The 21123-nt window shown below is 63.3% G+C and carries 17 protein-coding genes; 5 read left to right on the top strand and 12 right to left on the bottom strand.

What is annotated here, in order from left to right:
• Position 1: 1 nt before the first annotated feature.
• Genes QFZ65_RS18155 through QFZ65_RS18140 form a run of 4 tightly spaced genes read right to left on the bottom strand, consistent with a single transcriptional unit; the run spans position 2 to position 4480 of the window.
• Positions 2-1153: a Gfo/Idh/MocA family protein gene (locus QFZ65_RS18155; protein WP_306912634.1), complete on the bottom strand. Its 1152-nt coding sequence runs from the start codon at positions 1151-1153 to the stop codon at positions 2-4.
• A 47-nt stretch (positions 1154-1200) separates the two neighbouring features.
• Positions 1201-2061 (bottom strand): carbohydrate ABC transporter permease, encoded by an 861-nt coding sequence (locus QFZ65_RS18150; protein WP_306912148.1) that lies wholly within the window; start codon positions 2059-2061, stop codon positions 1201-1203.
• Positions 2061-3041 carry a carbohydrate ABC transporter permease gene (locus QFZ65_RS18145; RefSeq protein ID WP_306912146.1) on the bottom strand — a complete coding sequence of 327 codons (981 nt, stop codon included), beginning with the start codon at positions 3039-3041 and terminating at the stop codon, positions 2061-2063. Before QFZ65_RS18145 ends, QFZ65_RS18150 begins: the two co-directional genes overlap by 1 nt.
• Before the next feature lie 32 nt (positions 3042-3073).
• Complete coding sequence (locus QFZ65_RS18140) at positions 3074-4480, bottom strand: sugar ABC transporter substrate-binding protein (RefSeq protein ID WP_306912144.1); 1407 nt, start codon at positions 4478-4480, stop codon at positions 3074-3076.
• Between the two features lie 302 nt (positions 4481-4782).
• Between QFZ65_RS18140 and QFZ65_RS18135 the strand changes: the two genes are divergently transcribed.
• Together QFZ65_RS18135 and QFZ65_RS18130 are read left to right on the top strand one after the other, a co-directional pair.
• Positions 4783-5814, top strand: coding sequence for a zinc-binding dehydrogenase (locus tag QFZ65_RS18135; protein WP_306912142.1), 1032 nt, complete (start codon positions 4783-4785; stop codon positions 5812-5814).
• A 45-nt stretch (positions 5815-5859) separates the two neighbouring features.
• The gene (locus QFZ65_RS18130; RefSeq protein ID WP_306912140.1) at positions 5860-6717 is read left to right on the top strand and encodes a sugar phosphate isomerase/epimerase; all 858 of its coding nucleotides are present in this window, start codon (positions 5860-5862) and stop codon (positions 6715-6717) included.
• Between the two features lie 161 nt (positions 6718-6878).
• Here the strand turns inward: QFZ65_RS18130 and QFZ65_RS18125 are convergent, their stop codons facing one another.
• The 6 genes from QFZ65_RS18125 to QFZ65_RS18100 are packed head-to-tail and all read right to left on the bottom strand — an operon-like array spanning position 6879 to position 12886.
• The gene (locus QFZ65_RS18125) at positions 6879-7766 is read right to left on the bottom strand and encodes a sugar phosphate isomerase/epimerase (RefSeq protein ID WP_306912137.1); all 888 of its coding nucleotides are present in this window, start codon (positions 7764-7766) and stop codon (positions 6879-6881) included.
• Entirely contained in the window at positions 7767-8606 is an 840-nt protein-coding gene (locus QFZ65_RS18120) for a sugar phosphate isomerase/epimerase family protein (RefSeq protein WP_306912135.1), read from the bottom strand. It abuts the gene before it with no gap.
• Between the two features lie 53 nt (positions 8607-8659).
• Positions 8660-9493, bottom strand: a complete 834-nt coding sequence (locus tag QFZ65_RS18115; protein WP_306912134.1) for a carbohydrate ABC transporter permease — start codon at positions 9491-9493, stop codon at positions 8660-8662.
• An 11-nt stretch (positions 9494-9504) separates the two neighbouring features.
• Positions 9505-10437 carry a carbohydrate ABC transporter permease gene (locus QFZ65_RS18110; protein ID WP_306912133.1) on the bottom strand — a complete coding sequence of 311 codons (933 nt, stop codon included), beginning with the start codon at positions 10435-10437 and terminating at the stop codon, positions 9505-9507.
• Positions 10437-11789: a sugar ABC transporter substrate-binding protein gene (locus tag QFZ65_RS18105; protein WP_306912130.1), complete on the bottom strand. Its 1353-nt coding sequence runs from the start codon at positions 11787-11789 to the stop codon at positions 10437-10439. Before QFZ65_RS18105 ends, QFZ65_RS18110 begins: the two co-directional genes overlap by 1 nt.
• 44 nt (positions 11790-11833) lie before the next feature.
• Positions 11834-12886 (bottom strand): zinc-binding dehydrogenase, encoded by a 1053-nt coding sequence (locus tag QFZ65_RS18100; RefSeq protein ID WP_306912128.1) that lies wholly within the window; start codon positions 12884-12886, stop codon positions 11834-11836.
• A gap of 478 nt (positions 12887-13364) precedes the next feature.
• Here QFZ65_RS18100 and QFZ65_RS18095 point away from each other — a divergent pair, with 478 nt between their 5' ends.
• The gene (locus QFZ65_RS18095) at positions 13365-14525 is read left to right on the top strand and encodes an ROK family protein (protein WP_306912633.1); all 1161 of its coding nucleotides are present in this window, start codon (positions 13365-13367) and stop codon (positions 14523-14525) included.
• A gap of 101 nt (positions 14526-14626) precedes the next feature.
• Entirely contained in the window at positions 14627-15820 is a 1194-nt protein-coding gene (locus tag QFZ65_RS18090) for a CynX/NimT family MFS transporter (RefSeq protein WP_306912126.1), read from the top strand.
• A 104-nt stretch (positions 15821-15924) separates the two neighbouring features.
• Here the strand turns inward: QFZ65_RS18090 and aceB are convergent, their stop codons facing one another.
• Both aceB and aceA read right to left on the bottom strand, forming a co-directional pair.
• The gene (gene aceB, locus QFZ65_RS18085) at positions 15925-17589 is read right to left on the bottom strand and encodes a malate synthase A (RefSeq protein WP_306912125.1); all 1665 of its coding nucleotides are present in this window, start codon (positions 17587-17589) and stop codon (positions 15925-15927) included.
• A gap of 261 nt (positions 17590-17850) precedes the next feature.
• Entirely contained in the window at positions 17851-19197 is a 1347-nt protein-coding gene (aceA, locus tag QFZ65_RS18080) for an isocitrate lyase (protein ID WP_306912124.1), read from the bottom strand.
• 169 nt (positions 19198-19366) lie between these two features.
• Here aceA and QFZ65_RS18075 point away from each other — a divergent pair, with 169 nt between their 5' ends.
• Positions 19367-20851, top strand: a complete 1485-nt coding sequence (locus QFZ65_RS18075) for a helix-turn-helix transcriptional regulator (protein ID WP_306912122.1) — start codon at positions 19367-19369, stop codon at positions 20849-20851.
• Positions 20852-21123: the final 272 nt, after the last annotated feature.

The following is a 21123-nucleotide window of genomic DNA, read 5'->3' as shown; positions in this document are numbered from 1 at the left end:
GTCACGCTCCTTCTGTGACCGGGGATTTAGCCGGCGATTTAACCGGGGACGCCAACTGGATCAGCGCGCCTTTTGCAGCTGCGCTTTCCTCCACCGCGGCCAGGATCCGCTGGACAGCAAGTCCGTCATCGAACGACGGCGACGGCTCGGCTCCGCTGTTGATGGCCGTCAGGAAGTCCCGGATTTCGTGCGTGAAAGTGTGCTCCCACCCGAGGATGTGGCCCTGCGGCCACCACGCGTCGATATATGGATGCTCAGGTTCGTTGACGAGGATCCGGCGGAACCCCTGTTCCCGGACGGGCACGGTGGCGTCAAGGAAGCGAAGTTCGTTCAGGTCCTCCAGATCGAACACGAGCGAGCCTTTGTCACCGTAAATCTCCAGCTTGAGCGAGTTTTTCTGTCCCGTGGCCACCCGGGAAACCTCAACCGAGGCGACCGCCCCGGAGGCCAGCGTCAGCGTGGCCCAGGCAGCGTCGTCGACCGTTACTTCCTCCAGCCCCTGCGTCCCCGGGCGGTGCGTCGTGAAGGTGTGCGTCCGCCCGGAAACCTCCGTGACGTGGTCCCGCAGCAGGAACAGCACCTGGTCGATCGCATGCGAGGCGATGTCGCCCAGGGCCCCGGAACCGGCCGTTTCCCGCTTGAGGCGCCAGCTCATGGGCGACTCCGGATCCGCCAGCCAGTCCTGCAGATACGCCGCGCGCACGTGCCGGACCGTTCCGATCCGGCCTTCGGCGATCAGTTCCCGCGCCAGGGCGAGGGCCGGGACGCGGCGGTAGTTGAAGCCCACCATGGACTGCACACCTCCCGCGCGGGCCTCGCGGGCTGCCGCGGCCATGGATTCGGCTTCGGCCAAAGTGTTTGCCAGAGGCTTTTCCACGAGAACATGCTTGCCTGCGGCGAGCGCGGCGACCGCGATTTCCGCATGCAGAAAGCCCGGGGCACAGATGTCCACGATGTCGATGTCCTCGCGCCGTATGACCGAGCGCCAGTCCGTGGATGAGTCCGCCCAGCCGTACTTGGCGGCTGCGGCAGCGGCACCGGCGGAGTTCCGGCCCACGAGGACTTTCTGCTCAAACGCGGGAACGTCGAAGTAGCTGCCAACGTTCCGCCAGGCATGCGAGTGGGCCTTGCCCATGAAGGCGTAGCCGATCATGGCCACGCCCAGGGGCCGCGGTGTGGCGCCGTCACCCTCGGGAACCGTCACTTCACGGCACCGAAAGAGAGGCCGGCGACCATCTGGCGCCGCAGGATGATCATCAGGACAAGAATCGGCGCGACAATGAGCGTGGCGGCTGAGGTGATGTTGCCCCAGTCGGTTCCGTACATGCCCGTGAATTGCTGCAGGCCGACCGGAGCTGTCTTGGCACCGCTGCGGGTGAGCGACAGGGCGAAAAGGAACTCGTTCCAGGACAGGACGATCGTCAGCACCGCTGCTGTCGCAACCGACGGCACCAGCAGCGGCCAGATGATCCGCCGCAGGATGTTCCAGCTGGAAGCGCCGTCCACCATGGCCGCCTCCTGGATCTCGTACGGGAGCTGCAGGATCGAGCTGCGGAGGATCCACACCACGATCGGAAGGTTGAAAGCGGCGTAGGGGACGATGAGCACGGGATAAGTGTCGATGAGGCCAAGACGGCCGGCGAAAACGAAGATCGGGATGACCGCGACAATGGGCGGAAACATGTAGGTGGAGAGTATCCAGGATGACAGCCCCTTCCGCGCGCGGAATTCCCTCATCGTCAGGGCGTAGGCGGCCGGGACCCCGACCGCGATCGCCAGCAAAGTCGCGCCAAGGCTCACGATCGCGCTGTTGAGCAGGAGCTGCCCGAAGCTTTCAGATTTCCCGCCGCCTGCCGAGAGGACGGAGGCGTAGTTTTCAAGGGTCGGTGTAAACAGCCAGGCCGGCGGTATCTGGTTCGCCAGACCGGCCGGTTTGATGGAGGTGACGAGCATGAACAGCAGGGGCACCAGGCCCACAATGAGCCAGGCCCAAAGGAAGGTGCGGCCAATGATCACTCGAGCAATCAGACCTCGCCGGACGGATGGTGCAGTGGTTGTCATTACATTTCCTCAGGATCGGACTGGCGTCCAATGACGCGCAGCATGATCGGTATCAGAAGGGAGAGAATGATCAGGAAGATCACGCCCAGGGCGCAGGCCAGACCCACGTTGAAGCTTTGAAGCCCGACGCGGAAGATGCCGAGATTGATGATTTCGGTGGACTCGCCCGGGCCTCCGCCGGTCAGGATCTTGAATGCGTCGAAGGTCTTGAATGCCTGGATGGTGCGCAGGACCGCCGCGATAGCAATAAAAGGCACCATGGCCGGCAACGTGATGTGCCGGAACATCTGCCAAGGAGTCGCGCCGTCAACCAGAGCGGCTTCCCGTGGTTCCCCGGGCAGGGACTGTAGTCCCGCCATCAGGATCAGTGCGATGAAGGGCGTCCATTGCCACATGTCGAGGATGATGAGAACGATCCAGGCCGAAGTCGGGTCGCCCAGGAGATCGATCCCCCGGGGGAATCCGAGGTAGCCCAGGTAGTAGCCCACCCAGCCGTAGTTCGGGTTGAGCAGCTGCTTGAAGATCATCGCCGCCACGGCGGGCGTCACCGCGAAGGGCAGCAGCATCAGCGCCGCCCCCACTTTGTTGGCCGTCGTCTGGGCCGCCAACGGCAGCGCCAGCGCAAACCCGAGCAGCATCTCCAGGATGACGGCAACTGCCACGAAGGCGAACGTAATCAGGAACGCGTGGCGGACTGAGGCGTTCGTGACTGCCTCAATGAAGTTGTTCAGCCCCACGAACCTTCCGGCGCCGCCGAGGATCTTATCGTTGCGGAAGGCCGAGTAGAAGATGAAGATGGCCGGAGCGACCGTCATCAGCAGCAGGACGATCATGGAGGGTGCCATGTAGGCCCAGGGGGCCGACCTTTTTTTCCACGACGGGCGCTTCCCGCCGCGCGGAACGGTCGGGTTGTGACCGTGCTCGCGGCGGGACGGCCGAGCCTGCAATCCAGCATCGGAAACGACTGCTGTGGATTTCATGATTGGTGCTCCTTGGAGAACGTCGATATCACTCAGTAGCCCGCAGACTTAAGGAGGGTGGACACCTTGCCGGACGCGGTCTTCAGAGCGTCCTGGGGCGAGGCGGAACCCGTGGCCGCATTGTTCACGGCTACAGCAACCTCGTGGCTGACCTCCGTGTAGTTGGTCAGGCGGGCGCGGCCCACACCTACCTCAAGCGATTTCCCGAGGGTCGCGTAAAACGGTGCCATGGGATTGTCGCTCTTGATGGAGGAGTACACCGAGGAACGGCTGGGATGGAGGGACTTCGCCGTCATCGTCGTCTGCTGCTCTGCGGCAGTCAACCAGCTGATGGCCTGGTAGGCCCATTCCTTGTTCTTCGAGTTCTTGTTGACACTCAGCATCCACGTTCCGAAGTGCGGGCCGGCTGCTTTCGCCTTGGGCACCGGCGCATAACCGATGGTTCCCCCCTTGACGTTGTCGCCGAGTTTGAGGTCGTGGTAGTTGATGGTCATCGCGGTGAGTCCACTGTCGAACGACTCGGCGGTGGTGCCCCAGTCGGCCGAAGTGCTGCCCGGCGGTACATGGCCGCTCTGCGCCAGCTTGGAGTAATAGGTCAACGCCTCCACGCCTTCCGGCGAGTCGAAGGCGAGCTTGAGATCCTGGGTGACAAGGGTGCCGTCGCCGCCGAAGGACGCCAGGAGGGTCTTGAAGTCATCGGTGGCCCAGTCGCCTACACCGGCCATGACGGTGGTGCCGAAGAGGTTCTTGTCAGGCTGGGTGAAGAATTCGGCCGCCTGGGCGTACTCGTCCCAGGTGGTCGGGACTTTCAGGTCCTTGCCGTACTTCGCCTTGAAGTTGGCCTGCTGCTGCGGATCGTTGAAGAGATCGCTGCGGTATGCCATGACGGCGACATTCGATTGGATGGGAAGCCCGTAAACGTCGAACCCGGCGTTCTTGATCGCGGAGACGTCCGGTTTGGCGGTCTCGTCCGCGTACCGCTTTACCGGCGACTCGGCGTTGTAAACAGCTGTGTCATAAAAGACCTTGGGAACGAAGTCGCCCACGTTGGATTCCGCGCTTGCAGGGTTCAGGTCCTTGTTTTGGAGGTAAGGACTCAGTGGTTCCAGGTTCTGCACCAGGGCAGGGGCCCATGGGGTGTCAACGACCACGACGTCGTAGTAGCTGCTGCCGGACGCGAACTCGGAAAAGACTTTCTGCTGGAGAGCGTCATACGGCTGGTTGTCGATCTTAAGATCGATGCCGAACTTTTCCTTGAACTGCGGGATAAGAGACGCCACAGCCGCGCTGTTGGCCTCGTCGGTGGTGTACAGCATCTTGAGTTCGGCTGGTTTCGCAGCACTGGCGCTGGGGGCTGGGGCGTTGGCCGTGCACCCCGTTGTCAGCAGGGCTGCGGTGGCGACGACGCCAAGCCCCGTAACCAGGCGAGATTTTGCCACTCGACTTTGAGTTTTGAACATGTGCCTGTCTTTCGTATCCGGACGTCGGCCCTTGGAACACAGCCGGCATGCTTCCCGTTTGTGCGGACGGTGATCCGTCTCACAACAGACTAGGGGGACTTTTGCTTTCGGTCAAGCAAAAGTCGCACGGACTTTTGTATGCGTATTGACATAGGACGTGTGTCCGATGTCATACTCGATACAGGCGTCCGAACTAAGGGCGGGCCGTAAGGCACCGGTCGGCACGCCGACTCAGCGGGCAGTGCTCACCGGGACAAAGACGACAAGAAGGAGTCGCGTTGATGCGTGCAGTAATTCTTCCGGGGGACAAAAAGGTCCTGGTTGCAGACCGCGAACGGCCGGAGCCGGCATCCCATGAAGTCCTGGTGGAGACCCGGGCCTCCGCCATCTGCCGGAGCGATATGAGCCTCTACTATGGCACCCCGATCGTCGGAGGAGACGCCGCCGGGACTGGAGGCGTCGTACCTGGCCACGAGGCCGCAGGGGTTGTGGTGGCGGTCGGAGAAGCGGTCAATGGCATCCGTGTGGGAGACCGCGTCGCGGCTCATCTTGCTGTCGGGTGTGGCCACTGTGAGTACTGCGGCCAGGGTTACTCGATGCTGTGCGCCGAATGGAGTTGTTTCGGGTTCGACTTCCCCGGAGGGGACGCCGACTATTTCACCATTGCGGCCAGGAACGCTTTGCCGTTGCCCGACCACTTCAGCTTCAAAGCCGGCGCTGTCATGACCGACATGATCGGCAGCCAGTACCACGTGCAGAAAAAGATGGCAGTCAGCGGCAACAAGACCGTCGCCGTCATTGGCCTCGGGCCCATGGGGTCGGCGGCCGTTCTTGTAGCCAAAGCCTTCGGCGCCCGCGTGATCGCCGTCGATATCCTCGATGAGCGTTTGCAGCAAGCGCGAGCTCTCGGCGCGGACGACGTCGTGAACAGTAAAGATTCGGACGCCGTCGAAGCGATCCTCGCAATGACCGGCGGCCGCGGCGTCGAGGCGGCAATCGACTGCTCCGGCAACCCGGCGGGCCAGAACACCGCTTTGGACGCCGCGGCGAAGCTGGGATGCGTGGCTTTCGTCGGTGAGTCCCGTGCCACGCAGATCAACCCCAGTGACCAGGTCATCCGCAAACTCCTCACCGTGGTCGGCGGTTGGTACTTCCCGATCGGTGAATGGCAGGAGATTCTGCGCTTTGTCGACGACAACAAGGTCGACGTCGAAGCGATCATCAGTCATGAATATTCATTGGAAGATGCCGAGCAGGCCTTCGGTGCCTTCGACCGGCGTGAGACCGAAAAAGCCGTATTTGTGTGGAGCTAACCGCGAACGCACCAGCGACCGGCACCTAGGAAAAGGACAAGCAGCATGTTCCGCTACACCGCAGAGATCCTCCCGTACCACGACATGTCCCTTGAAGAGGCACTCAGAGACCTCGCTGACATCGGCTTTAAGGAGGTCAACCTCTGGTCTTCGGCGGCTCCCTTGGCGCATCACGTCAACCCGGGGGACGATCCCGGAAAGATCCGCGACCTCCTCGATAAGTACGGAATGAAGCCTTCCGGTCTCACCGTCTATGGAAAGAACCAGGACGAGATACTGGAACGCGTTGAGTTCGCTTCCCAGTTGGGCATCGACACCGTCATTTTCGATTGCGAAGCAAACTACCCGGACTTTGTGGGGTCCTTTCTGCCGCCGATAGTGGAAGCAGGGGCCCGCGCAGGTGTGCGGATTGCGGTTGAGAACCATCTGACGGTTCCCTTTTCCGCCGACTTTGAAGCCGGTGGCAACGAAGACAAACGGTGGGACGAGGGCGTCGACACGTTTGCCCAGATCAAACGCCTGGTGCGCGACATCGACGATCCCTACCTGGGCGTCTGCCTGGCGCCGCCGCACCTGTGGGTCATGCAGGAGACGATCAGCGAGGTCATCACGTTCCTGACCGAACGCAAAAGGCTCTTTTACTACTACATCTGGGACGTCGACCGCGGCTACCGCCACGGTGTGGATGGCCTGAACTTCGGGCCCGGCGAGAAGCAGCTGCCCTCACCCGACGGGACGCTGGACCATAGGTTCCTGCTTTCGGAGCTGCACCGCGCAGGCTATCAGGGCGCCGCCAGCCTGAAGTGCCACGGAACGCACGGTTGGAGCCTGGAGAAGATCGGCCGTGAGCTCCGGGCTTCGGATGCCTACGTGCGTGACGCCTACAACGCATTAGCCAAGTAAGGCGACTGCGAACGGCGCCCCGGGCGTTCTGGCTGATCACACCTAGTCAGAACGCCCGGGGGCGCCCGTACCCTCGGGGGAACCTCGCCTCCAAAATGCCGTTACCGCGTGAAGGCCCGGTTCCGCGGACGGCAAGACCCGTTCAGGGGGAATGCCTGCCCTCAGTTTTGCCGGGTCGGTCCGCCCACGCTGCTGTCCGCCAGCATGCGCCTGACGAAGGCGAGACCCTCTTCCGAAAGGCTTTCCATCGACGGCGCCACGGGACGCCACAGGGAGACCGCTCGGGCGATCTCCTTCACTGTCGGCAGGAATGACTCGACCACAATCTGGCCTGAATAATCGATATCCTTCAGGGAATTGAAAAAGCTGTCCCAGGGGACGTGGCCCGATCCAGGGGTACCCCTGTCATTTTCTGACACCTGCACGTGGAAGATTCGCGATCCGGCGCTCCTGACCGCATCGGCGATGTCTTTTTCCTCGATGTTCATGTGGAACGTGTCGACCAGGAGTCCGACGTTCTCCCTGCCAATGTCATCGCACAGGTTCAGCCCCTGCTCGACCGTGTTGACCATGTCCGTCTCGAAGCGGTTGAGCGGCTCGATGGCGAGACGCACTCCGCGGTCGCCGGCATAGTCCGCTACCGCGCGGAGGCTTTCGACGGCGTTCTGCCACCGGGCTTGGCGCTCACCGGGTTCCAATAGCTCCGCCCGGCCCGTTGCCGAAAACATGGGGCCGGCAACATGGGGGGAACCTACTTCTGCTGCTACGTCAACGCAGCCGCGAAGGTAGGCCATGCCGTTCTCGCGTCGGCCGGGGTCGGGATCCGACACGTCGCGGTCTGGGCCGAACGCGCCGCAGATGCCGACGTCAATCCCTGTCCGCCGGGATTCCTGGACGAGCCATTCTGACGTGATCCTCTGCGGATCTTCGATGCACACTTCAATGACGTCGTAGCCGAGCTCTGCCACCCGGTCAAAGGCCCACGCCTCCTCGAAGGAGAAGGGCGAGGCGAGGATAAAGGTGCTGAGCCCAATGGGGTTGGCCGGCATTTACAGACCTCCCAAGCGACGTTCAATCGTCCGCGTGTGCTGAATTGCCGCTGCTGTGTATTCGTCCTTGAACTCCGGCGCGCCGGCACCGCTCAGCACTCCCCAGACGTCTCCCGCTGCGGGTAGCAGCTCGTAGGAGATCCAGCCCTTATAGTCTGCGTCGAGAATGGCCTGGATGATGGGCTCGAAGTCCAGGTGCCCGTATCCGGGAGCCGCCCGGTTGCTGTCGGCCAGGTGCACGTGCGCCAAGCGGCTTCCGGCTTTGCGGATCGAGTCCGCGATATCCCGCTCTTCAATGGACATGTGGAAGGTGTCAACCATGTAACCGATATGTGGGCTGTCGACTTCGTCTAGGAACTGAAGAGCCTGTTCTGTCCGGTTGATGAGGTAGGTCTCGTAGCGGTTCCACGGTTCGAGGGCCAAGCGTACTCCGTTGTCCCCGGCGTAGGCAGAGAGTTCGCTTGCGGCGCCAACGGCCCAGGCCCATTCCTGTTTGATGTCGGCCTCCGGCGTGATCTTCATGCACGCAGTGGGGGTGAACGTTACGATTTCCGCGCCCAGCCGGGCTGCGTAATCGATGTTTCCCTTGACGTACTTGACGGCGTTCGCTCGGACCTCCGGGGACGAACTGACGATGTCACGCTCCGGCGTGTAGATGCTCACTATGGAAGAGGCAACGACTTGGTGCTCAATGAGGGCAGAACGAAGAGCGGATTCGTCCTGTTGTTCTGGTTCTCCCACCAGTTCCACGCCGTTATAGCCAGCTTTGGCGATGCGCTCGATGCCGGTCTCGATGGCCTCGCCGCCGTAGACGAGAGTGTTGTATGTGTAGCGGAACATGATTGAACTGCCTTTCGGGACTGGGATTAGAGGGGGCTTAGAGTGGGCGCATCTTATTTGACCGCGCCGAGGGAGAGCCCGCGGACGAGGTATTTCTGGGCAGCCAGGGCTGCCAGCCATACCGGCACTGCAACCACGGTGCCCGCCGCCATGATCAAGGTCCACTCAGTCCCCACTGGGGTCACATACTGGGTTAGGGCCACTGTCACGGTTTGGCTGCCGGCGTTCGACAGCACGCTTGCGAAGAGGAACTCATTCCAGGAGAAGACGAAGCACAGCAGTGCGGTTGAGGCGACGCCGGGCATAGCGAGTGGAAGGACCATACGGAAGAAGATCCCGACGCTGCCCAGGCCGTCGATTGCCCCTGCTTCCTCGATTTCCTTGGGGACGTCCTCGTAGAAGCCCCGCAGCAGCCAGACAGCCAGCGGCAGGTTCATGAAGACGTGAAGAATAATGATGGAGAGCAGCGAACCGTTCAGGCCGACTGTCCGCATGACCAGGAAAAGCGGGATGATGGTCACGATGGGAGGCACGATACGCAGGGACAAGATTGTTCCCGCGATCTGGTCCCGGCCTCTGAACTCGTATCGGGCCAGTGGGTACGCGATGCCGGAGGCGAGCAAGATCGCCACGATGGAGGAGATCACTGATACCTGCAGGCTGTTGATCAAGGCGTAGGTGAGCCTGGTACCGCCAAGCACTTCAGCGAAGTTCTCAAGGGTGGGTGTGAAGAACCACTGGATCTCTCCGGAGAATGCCTGGTTGCCGGTTTTGAAGGCCGTAGTGACCATCCACAGGACCGGCGCGATGAAGAGAAACGTGCAGATGACGGCCACGGCAGCTCGCACTCCCACATTCCAGTTGATGCTGCGGCGTCTTACGGACATGACTGAACCCTTCAAGAGCGCGCGACCATTCGCCGGATCAGCGAATTGACGGCTAGTAGAACGAGCAGGAGCAGCAGCCACGAGAACGCGGCAGCATAGGAGATATCAAAAGCGCGGAACCCCACGTTGTAGATCTGCCAGGACATGGTGGAAGTCGCATCGACCGGTCCGCCACGGGTCGTCATGTAGACGATGTCATAGACACGGAATGAATCAATGAGCCGCAGGAGCACGCCGACGAGGATCGGGTAGCGCAGGAGCGGAAGGAACTGGTGCCAGATGATGCGGGGCCACGAAGCGCCGTCGATCTTGGATGCCTCGATGACCTCCTCTGGGAGGCCTTGCATGGCGGCGAGAAGGATGAGGAACAGGAACGGGGACCACTGCCATACATCGATCGCTATAAGCGTGGGCAGCGCCAGGTCGACGTTCCCAAGGAATTCGGTGGTTGGAAGACCGATGCTACGCATAAGTTGATTGACGATCCCGTACGTCGGTTCAAGGCTGAAGCGGGCTAGTAGGCCCACGACCACCGGCGCGCAGAGCATGGGCATCATGATCAAAGCCCGTAGCAACTTATCCCCCGGAAAGCCGCGGAAGAAGAGGAGAGCCAACCCAAAGGTGAGAACGAGCTCTATGAGAACCGAGAAGAACACAAACACCAGGGTTACGCGAACCGAGTTCCAGAACAGCCCGTCGGTCAGCAGGCCGACAAAGTTGTCAACGCCTGCGAAGCGAGCGGCTTCACCGCTCGAGAGGTTCCAGCGCATGAAGGAGACGACGAGAGAGTAGAGCGTGGGGTAAAGGGAGATCGCGGCCAAAAACAGCAGGCCGGGGGACATCGCGAGGTAGCGTCCGAGTTTCTTGGGCCGGCGCCCCGCGGGCGCCCCGGAACGCCGAGCGGCTTTCCGGGGCGCCGGAGACTCTGTGATTGATGTGGTCATTACCGCGAGAGGTTCTTGTCTATGGCCTCGTTGGCGCGAGAGAGACCCTCCTGTACACCGCGCTGCCCCAGCGAAATGGCGCTGAGCTCGGTACTCAGGGCCGTTTCCCAGGTTTCTTCGCCGGGGAAGAACGGCCTGGGCTGTGCCGTCTTCATGGCCTCCAAGGTCACCGGCAAACGCCGGAACCGGGCCGCTCCGTTGCCCTCAAGCTTCTGCTCCGTCAGCGTCGGATCCGAGTAGCTGGAGGCGCGCACGGGATCGCCGCCGCCATTGGCTGCCTGCAGGACGTCGTTCTTCTTCGACTCAAGCCAAACAGCGAACTTCGTGGCCTCCTCGGTGTTCTTGGAGTATTTGGACACCGAGATCACCCATTCTGCAAGATGAGCCGAACTGAGTCCGGTGGGGCCCTTCGGAATCGTCGTCATCTGCCAGTCTCCGACGGTCTTGGACGCGGATGGGTTATCGGTGGCGAACTGGCCCCAGGACCACTGGATGGCTGTAGCGATCGAACCCTGCTGGGCCGCTGTGGTAACGCTGTCGTACGTAAAGTCGTTGGCTCCCGCGGGCATGTACTTCATCATCTCGGACCACCGCTCGGTGGCCCCCAGGCACTCAGGCGTCGTCAGTGTCGATTTGGTGAAATCGGCGTTGAACGGCTTGCAGCCGAACGAATAGGCGAAGCTCAGCCACGTGTGCACGTTTCCGAAGCCCTTGGCGGCCTGGGCGGCCCAGCCCGAAAGCTTCTGGCCCTTGAACGTCTTGCCGTTGAAGAACTTAACCTGGGTCAGCCACTCGTCCATCGTCTTCGGTACAGCGAGCGCGTTCCCGGTTTCCGCCTGGTACTGGTCTTTCATCGTCTGATCGCCATAGAGTGCGCTGTTGTACCAGAGCGTCGCCGGGTGGACCGTCTGCGGAATTCCCAGGAGCTTGTTGTCCCAAGTGGCGACCTTGAGGCTCAGCGGCAGAAAGTCCTCCTTGTCCTGGAGGGCATTGTCCAAGGGAAGCAGATGGCCGCCCTTACCGAATTCCGGGATCCAGTTGTAGTCAACGTTGAAGATGTCGTAGCTGGAGTCCTGTCCGGCAAACAGGGTGGCCATCTTTTCATGGATCGCATCACGACCCACGAGTTCGACATTCACCTTCACCCCGGTTTCCTTCTCATACTCGGGGGCGAGTTTCTCCTGGACAACCTTGCCCCAGTCGGCAGGGAGGAAAATGGCATTTAGCGTCTTCTTGCCTGAATCGTTCTGGGGTGCGCCGGCAGCGCAGCCGCTCAATGCTACCGCCGCAGCGGTAATCACGCCGAGAGCCCCGATCCGCAGCTTTGCGGCTCGTTTCTGGCTAGCTTTCATGTTGTTCACTTTCTTCATCGAAATTGGACGGGTGGTGGGACGCGTTAGGAGGAGGAAAGGCTGGGCACTTGGATTTGGACCTTTACAATCGATTTGTCCGTCTCCAGGCCGCGGATGGCTTCGATGGCTTCGCTAAGCGGCCGGACGGAGTCAACAATCAGGGCCGGGTCGAATCGCCCTGAAGCGAGAAGCTCGATGGCCCGGGGCCACGTGTCGTAGGTGCCCGCGTACGAGCCAACGATCGTGAGCTCTTTGGAATAGATATCGAAGGGCCGCAGAGACATGGAGGCCGTTTGAGGCGCTGCACCGTAGGCAAGCACCCGGCCACCGCGGCGTACGAGGGAAATCGCCGCTTCGTAGGTGGGGATGGAGCCGACGGCTTCGATGACGACGTCGGGCCCTACACCGTCGGTCAGGTAGGCGACCTCGTCGGCGAAGCCGTTGTCGAAAGGGCTGAGAACGTAGTCGGCGCCGAGTCGTTCGGCAACCGCTCGACGGTCCGGATCCGGTTCTGAGACGATCACATTGCTCGCTCCGCCGAGTTTGGCCAAGGCAATGTGAGCGAGCCCCATCGGGCCGCCCCCGATGATGAGTACGCGTTCGCCGGACTTGATCCCGATCCGGTCCTGGCCATGGATCGCGCAGGCAAGGGGTTCAACGTATGCTGCCGCGTCCAGGCTCAGGGATTGCGGCAGAACGTAGACGTTTGATACGGGTACAACGACGAACTCCGCGAGTCCGCCCGAGGAATGGACACCGAGTTGCGAGACGGCCGGGCAGAAGAGTTTTTGGCCCCGTCGGCAGAAAAAACAATGGCCACAGGCGATGTTGATGTCGACGACGACATTGTCATTCACTGCCAGAGAGCCGGTGTTTGAACCGAGGGCTGCAATAGTTCCAGAAAATTCATGCCCCAGGGTCAGCGGGAGGTTGGGCGCGGGGAACGTGCCTTTGGCGATGTGCAGGTCGGTGCCGCAGATTCCGCTACGCCATACGCTGACGAGAACCTCACCGTCCCGAGGCTCAGGGACGGGGACCTCGTCCAATCGGAGGTCGCCTGCGCCGTGGAGCCGCACAGCCATCATCGTTCTTCCCATAAAAACTGCTCCTTTGTTGCGGGGTGAATACCAGCGGCTCGGCAATCAGCCCACAGGCTTCCGGCTTGCTGGTGGGAAGAGTGTGACACAGGTCCCACAGCTTTTACTAGGGCTCATACAAAAGTCGTGCGGTGTGACGCTGAAGTTGCAGGGCCGCCGGTGTTGTTTTGAAGGGGTCTGGCCCCGCGGAGTGACCGGGGTGCCGGATAGTGGGCGAGGCGGTTCTTACGGCGCTATAACCGCAGAAGTTGACAGAAATAGCGCGACTTTATATTCGGGGTGGCATAACCCCCCACCTCCGGGCCATAATGGTTTCGTACGCCCCTGGGGGGTTACGCAGATCGTCTTATTGCCGGACTCGCAGCACCGCCCCACGGCCAACGGCTATGCACGACCGATCAGTAAGGCGTTGATGACCTTGACCCAATCCCTGGCGAGCGAGCTCAGCCGGCTGAGGACGAAGAAAGCGGTAAAGCAAATGCCAGGATTCGGTGCCAGCGAACTCTTTCAGATATTAAGGGATGGCAGGCCGCGGACACGTTCCGAACTGTCGGCAGCGACGGGCTTTGCGCGCTCTACGATCACTTCCCGCATTGATGAACTGATTGACACCGGTTTTATTGCGCCGGTCGGGGACGCCGCTTCAACCGGAGGCCGGCCGTCGGCCTTGGTGGCCTTCAACCCCGTTGCGCGCCTGGTGGCTGCGGCGGACATCGGTGCCACCCACGCGACGGTGGCCCTGCTCGACCTTGCCGGGAGCACCCTGGCCAAGGTCACGGAAGAGATCCAGATTGCTGCAGGGCCCGAGCCTGTCTTGGAGAGGCTTGTGGGGACGGTCGATGCGCTCCTGGCCGAGCTTGGGCGGGAAAAGGGCGATGTTATCGCAGTGGGCATCGGGCTTCCCGGTCCTGTGGAGCACTCGTCGGGAAAGCCGTCGCAGCCACCGATCATGCCGGGCTGGAATGGATTCGACGTTCCACGCTACATCCAGCGCAGTTACGACGTGGCGGTCCTGGTGGACAACGACGTCAACATCATGGCGCTGGGGGAGCGGGCGGTGGCGTGGCCGGAGTCCGACAACATGATTTTCCTTAAGGTAGCGACCGGCATCGGATCGGGCATCATCAGCAGCGGACAGTTGCAGCGCGGCGCGGATGGCTCCGCGGGCGACGTCGGGCACATCGCCGTCGCGAGGGCCGCCGGCATCGCCTGCCGCTGCGGCAACATAGGGTGCCTCGAGGCAATAGCCGGCCGCCCGGCCATCGCAGCGGCCCTTCGGGCGGAAGGCATGGAGCTGGAGCGGGACGGGGATGTGGTGGCCCTTGTCCAGCAGGGCAACCTCCTGGCGGGCCAGGTCGTGCGGCAGGCGGGGCGGGATATCGGTGAAGTTCTCAACATGTGCGTCAGCATCCTGAATCCGTCGCTGATCGTCATTGGGGGCTCCATGGCTGAAGCGAGCGAACAGCTGATTGCAGGAATGCGGGAGGTCGTTTATTCGCGGTCCACCCCTTTGGCCACGCAGCACTTGTCCATCGTTCAAGCCAGGACGGGGGCGGACGCCGGGGTCATCGGCGCCGGAATCATGGCGATTGACTACGTCCTGGCGCCGGAAAACCTCGCCGTATTGACCGCGGCCTAGGAGGTCCGCGCGGGCGTCATGTTCCGTCCGCGGCGGCGGTGCGTGATAGCAATGGGACTGATGAAAGCACCTTTGTACCCACCGTCCCAGCAGCAACACCAATGAGGGCCGGCATCCTCTCCCGCGTGCCCCGCGCCATGCTCCTGCTGGCCGCAATCGGCCTCATCGCCCTGAACATGCGCGGCCCGTTCGTCGCCGTCGCTCCGGTGGTCGGCCCGATGCAGCGTGACCTCGGCTTTTCGCCGGTGGAAGTGGGCTTCCTGACCGGGATCCCGGTGCTCTGCTTCGCCCTCGCATCACCGCTGGCTTCCCTGGCGGGCCGAAAACTGGGCGCGGAGGTGGCCATCACCCTCACCCTCCTGGGCGTGCTGCTGGGCGTTGTTGTGCGTTCTGCCGGAGACGGTGCCCTTGTCATGCTGGGCACCGTGATTCTCGGCCTCGCCATCACGGTGGGCAACATCGCCCTCCCGCTGATCATCCGCCGCGACTTCTCCCCGGCCAGGCAGGGAACCGCCATGGGCATCTACACCGCTGCGATGAACATCGGCTCCTTCGTGACCTCCATGGTGACTGCGCCGCTGGCCGAACTGCTGGGCTGGCGGCCGGCGCTGGCGGCCGGCGGTCTGTTCGCCCTCGCGGCAGCGGCGGTCTGGCTGCTTGCCTTCGGCGCCCGGGCCTTCCGGCCGGAAGCCGTGCCGGCGTCGAACCCGGGACGCGCCGGAGGCAAACCGGCGTCGCGCTGGATCACCGCCGGCCTCACCGCTGGATTCGCCGGCCAGGCATTCTCCTACTACGGCTTGACCGCGTGGCTGCCCAGCCTGCTGTCGGACGAGCTCGGCATGTCGGCAGCCGCGGCCGGCGCCGGGTCCTCGCTGTTCCAGATCCTCGCCATTGCCGGTGCCCTGGGCGTTCCGCTCGTGGCCCGTTTCAGCAGTACGACGGCGGTCGCGCTCACCTTGGGGCTCCTGTGGCTGACCGTGCCGCTGGGCCTGCTGTTGGCGCCCGAGCTGTGGTGGTTGTGGTCCGCGGTGGGCGGGATTGCCCAGGGCGGCGGCATCACGCTCATCTTCATCGCCATCATCCGGGTGGCCCGGGACCAGGCCACGGCAGGGCGGATGTCCGCCGTCGTCCAGGGTGCCGGCTACTGCTTCGGGGCCGCTGCCCCCACCCTGCTGGGGTATGTGCGCGGCGTCTCCGGTTCCTGGACCGGCCCGCTGCTCATGGTGCTTGGCTCCGTGGCGGTCTTTATCCTCGGAACCGCCTTGTCCGTGCGGCACGTGCCCAAGGTCCGCTGAGGCCCCAACCTCCCGGCCTCCATCGAGGTGACAGTTGAGGCCGATGTTCGCGATGAACACCGGCCTCAACTGTCCTCTCGACGCGGTCGTCGACGGGAGCCGCTCTAGGCGGGCACCAGCGCGGAGTCCTTGGTGCGGACCTTGCCGCCGTCGCGCGCTTCGTGCAGGAAGCGGTCGTAGGCCGGCAGTGTCAGGAACGGGGGGAAGGAGGCGCCAAGCGTGACTTCCTCGAAGATGTCCCGCGCGTCGGCGAAGCGGTCCCCTTCGAAGCGTTCGAGCCTGGCGAACTCCTCGTCCAGCATGTCCTCGACTCCTTCGCGCGTGACGACGTCGCCTTTGTCCGTGATGGCCCGGGAGAAGATCCACTGCCACAGCTGGGAGCGGGAGATTTCCGCAGTGGCGGCGTCCTCCATCAGGTTGTGGATGGCGACCGCGCCGTTGCCGCGAAGCCAAGACTCGATGTAGCGGATCCCGACCTCGATGTTGTTCCGGATGCCCTGCTCGGTGATGGTGCCGGTGGTCGAGGCGACGTCAAGGAGCGTGCGGTCGTCGGCAATGACATCCTCACGGAGCCGGTCCAGCTGGTTCGGGCGCTCGCCGAGGACGCCGTCGAACACCTCACGGCAGACCGGCACCAGATCCGGATGAGCCACCCAGGAACCGTCGAAACCGTCGGCCGCCTCCCGGGTCTTGTCGGCGCGGACCTTCTCGAAGGCGATGGCATTGGCTGCCGCGTCCTTGCGGTTGGGTACCGCCGCGGCCATTCCACCGATCGCCATGGCGCCGCGCTTGTGGCATGCCCGGACGAGTTGCTCGGTGTAGGCCCGCATGAACGGGGCCGTCATGGTGACCTGGCCGCGGTCCGGGAGCACAAACCGGGGCCCGCGGGTCCGGAAGTTCTTGATCAGCGAGAAGATGTAGTCCCAGCGGCCGGCGTTCAGGGCCGCAGCGTGGTCGCGCAGTTCGTAGAGGATCTCCTCCATTTCGAACGCAGCGGTGATGGTCTCGATCAGGACCGTGGCACGGATGGTGCCCTGCGGGATGCCGAGCAGGTCCTGGGCCAGAACGAAGATGTCGTTCCAGAGCCGGGCCTCGAGGTGGTTTTCGATCTTGGGCAGGTAGAAGTACGGGCCTTTCCCCTGCGCGATCAGGCGGCGGGCGTTGTGGAAGAAGTACAGGCCGAAGTCGACGATTCCGCCTGCTATGGGGGTGCCGTCAATGAGCATGTGCTTTTCCGGCAGGTGCCAGCCGCGGGGACGGACCACGATCGTAGGCAGGTCCCCGGCTGCGCGGAGCCTGTATTCCCTGCCCTCGTCGGTGGTGAAATCGATCCTCCGTTCCAGGGCGTCCGTGAGGTTGAGCTGGCCCTGGATGACGTTGCGCCACGACGGGGTGGATGAATCTTCCATGTCCGCAAGCCACACCTTGGCGCCGGAGTTCAGTGCGTTGATGGTCATCTTCTTGTCCACCGGCCCGGTGATTTCCACCCGGCGGTCCTCCAGGCCCGGCGCCGGGGGAGCGACGCGCCAGCCCGGGTCGTTCCGGACGGACTCCGTCTCCCGAAGGAACCGCGGATCCTGGCCCCTGCTGATCTGCTGGCGCCGTTCCTGCCGCGCCTGCAGCAGTTCCAGCCGCCGCCCGGCAGTCGCCCGGTGCAGCTTGGCGACAAACGCCAAGGCATCAGGAGTAAGAACCTCGCTCTGCCGGCAGATAGGCTGCGCGGTCAACGTGATCCCATTGATAGTGAAGTTGTCAGTGAAGCTGTTCATTTCAAATCTCTCCTTAGAGAAGAAGGAAGTTCGACGGCGGCGGGTGTGGTGGGTTGGGGCCGAAAAAGGCAATCCTCCGCGTGCTATTCCCCGTCCCCGCCTTTGGCCTCGCAGAGCTCGGCCGGCGGGGACAGGGCCCCTTTTACGCACGCTTCCGGATTACCTTTCCCGGCCCCTGTTGGCAGCGGCGCCCTAGGTGCGGGCCGCCGTCGTGCCTTCTGGTGAGCGAGCTGATTAGCTCACCTTGGGAGCGGCGAAAGGTCAGTGGAACTGGCCTTCTTCGGTTGATCCGACCAAAGCGAGGGTGGATGCGTTCGGGTTGAGCGCAGTGGCAATGTCGTCGAAGTAGCCGGTGCCGACTTCGCGCTGGTGCTTGGTCGCGGTGTAGCCGCGGGATTCTGAGGCGAATTCCTTTTCCTGCAACTCGACGTAGGCGCTCATGCCTTCCCGGGCGTAGCCGTGGGCGAGGTCGAACATCGAGTAGTTCAGGGCGTGGAAGCCGGCCAGGGTGATGAACTGGAACGTGAAGCCCATGGCGCCGAGTTCGCGCTGGAACTTCGCGATGGTGGCGTCATCCAGGTGCTTGCGCCAGTTGAAGGACGGCGAGCAGTTGTAGGAGAGCATCTGGTCCGGGAACTCGGCCTTGACGGACTCGGCGAACTTGCGGGCCAGCTCCAGGTCCGGGGTGCCGGTCTCCATCCAGATCAGGTCCGAGTACGGGGCGTAGGCCTTGGCGCGGGCGATGCAGGGTTCGATGCCGTTGCGGACCTTGTAGAAGCCTTCCGGGGTGCGGACCGGCTGCCCGCCTTCGCGGAGGATGAATTCCTGGTCCCGCTCGTCGACGTCGGAAGTGATCAGGGTGGCCGCCTCGGCGTCGGTGCGGGCAATGACAACGGACGGGGTGCCGGCGACGTCAGCGGCCAGGCGGGCCGCGTTCAGCGTCCGGATGTGCTGCTGGGTGGGGATGAGGACCTTGCCGCCGAGGTGGCCGCACTTCTTTTCCGAAGCGAGCTGGTCTTCCCAGTGCACGCCCGCGGCGCCGGCCTGGATCATGGATTTCATGAGTTCGTAGGCGTTCAGCGGGCCGCCGAACCCGGCTTCTGCGTCGGCGACGATCGGGACCATCCAGTCCTCGACCGTCTGGATGCCTTCGGAGAATTCGATCTGGTCGGCGCGGAGCAGGGCATTGTTGATGCGGCGGACCACGGTGGGCACCGAGTTCGCGGGGTACAGCGACTGGTCCGGGTAGGTGTGTCCGGAGTTGTTGGCGTCGGCCGCTACCTGCCACCCGGACAGATAAATGGCACGGAGGCCGGCTTTGACCTGCTGCACGGCTTGGTTGCCGGTCAGGGCGCCGAGGGCGTTGGTGTACCCGCCGGTCTGGCGCTCCTCGGTAAGCTGCTTCCAGAGCTTCTCGGAACCACGGCGGGCCAGGGTGTGTTCTTCGGAGACGCGGCCGCGGAGGCGGACGACGTCGGACGCTGAGTAGTCCCGGGTGACGCCTTCCCAGCGCGGATTGGCAGCCCACTCGAGCTCAAGGGCGGCTGCCTGTTCGTTTACCGTGTCCTGCACGGACGGCTGCTGGGCGGGCTCAAATGCTGCAGTCATTGCTGATCTCCTTGAGTGGTCCGGGGCCGGCTCGGTCCGCGTCGCTGCGGTCCTTGCTCGCCTGCCGGAGTGGCGAAACTTTCCGTGAGACCTACTTTTCTGCAGTTCCAAGCGGGTTTCTAGGGGAAACCTCTGGAAAGAAACGCGCTTCTTCCCATATCCTGCATAAATGCATCCGAGCAGCTGGAACCGCCACGCGGCATCACCGTCCTCGCCCGCTGCGCCCGAGGTGGACGTCATCAGCCTGGGCCGCCGGGTCCGGCACCTGCGCAAGGCCGCCGGCCTTACGCTCGATGACTTGAGCGCTGCCGTCGGAACCGCCCCGAGCCAGTTGAGCCTGATCGAAAACGGCAAGCGGGAGCCCAAGCTGTGCTTGCTGCAGCAGCTCGCGGCGGCTCTCGGCACAACCATGGACGGTCTGCTTGGCGCCGAGCCGCCCAGCCGGCGCGCCGCCCTGGAGATTGAACTGGAGCGGTACCAGCGCAGCCCGCTTTACGAGTCGCTGAAGCTGCCCAAAATCCGCATCAGCTCGCGGCTGCCGATGGACGTGCTGGAGTCGATGGTGGGGCTGCAGCATGAGCTCGAACGCCGTCTCAACGAACAGGTCGCGACGCCGGAGGAAGCCCGCCGTGCGAACGGCGAACTGCGGGCGATGATGCGCGAGCGGAACAACTATTTCCCCGAGTACGAGGGTGAGGCGCAGAAGGTGCTCGCCTCGGTGGGGCACACCAGCGGTCCGCTGTCCCACCATGTGATCGCGGACATCGCCGGGCACCTCGGCTTCAGCCTCCATCACGTGGGCGATCTGCCCCATTCCACCCGCTCCGTGACCGACCTTAAGAACCGCCGAATTTATCTGACGCAGAATGTCCGCAGCGATCACGATCCCCGTTCCGTGCTGCTGCAGGCACTGGGGCACTACGTGCTGGGGCACCGGACACCCAACAACTACGGGGACTTCCTGATGCAGCGGGTGGCCACCAACTACTTTGCCGCGGCGCTCCTGCTCCCCGAGCAGGCGACCGTTGAGTTCCTGCAGAAGGCCAAGCAGGCCAAGGAAATCGCCGTCGAGGACATCCGGGACGCGTTTGCGGTGTCCTACGAGACGGCCGCGCACCGCTTCACCAACCTCGCCACCCAGCACCTGGACATCCGCACGCATTTCCAGAAGACGCACAAAAGCGGCATCATCTACAAGGCCTACGAGAACGACGGCGTGACGTTCCCCCAGGACCACACCGGTGCCATCGAGGGCCAGTTTTCCTGCCGGAACTGGACCTCCCGGGTGGTGTTTGACGTGCCGGACAAGTTCAGCGCCTACAACCAGTACACCGACACCCCCGCCGGAACCTACTGGTGCACGGCCCGCACGGAGCGCTCCGCGAACGGCGAGTTCTCGCTCTCTGTGGGGGTTCCCTACGCCCAGGTCAAGTGGTTCCGCGGCCGGGACACCACCGAGCGGTCCAAGTCGACGTGCCCGGACGAGAGCTGCTGCAAACGGCCGCCGGCAGCCCTGGCGTCGGAATGGGCGGGAAACGCCTGGCCCTCGGCCCGCGCCCACTCGCACCTGCTCGCCGCTATGCCGCCGGGCGCGTTCCCGGGCGTGGACGAGACCGAGGTCTACTCCTTCCTGCAGGCCCACTCCGGGAACTGAACTCGACGGGACCCGGGACGCCCCCTCGGGTCCTGCGCGTACTCCTCCGACGCGCCACACTTTTCGTTGCGCTCCCGTGACGCTCATGCACTGTTGCGGGAGGCCCGATGACCGCTGCCGGCTCGTTTGCGCGGCTGCCCTTCGGGTAAGAATCTCGCAGTGAACAGCCCGTCGCAGAGGGTACGGCGCACGGCCTTATAGCTTTCCGGGGTGCCGGACCACCGGCCCGTGTCCCTCAGAAAGTCAACGAACTCGAGTAGGGAGCCACAGTA

The organism is Arthrobacter sp. B3I9 (assembly GCF_030816935.1).
Lineage (GTDB): Bacteria > Actinomycetota > Actinomycetes > Actinomycetales > Micrococcaceae > Arthrobacter.
This window is presented reverse-complemented; position numbering and strand designations above follow the sequence as displayed.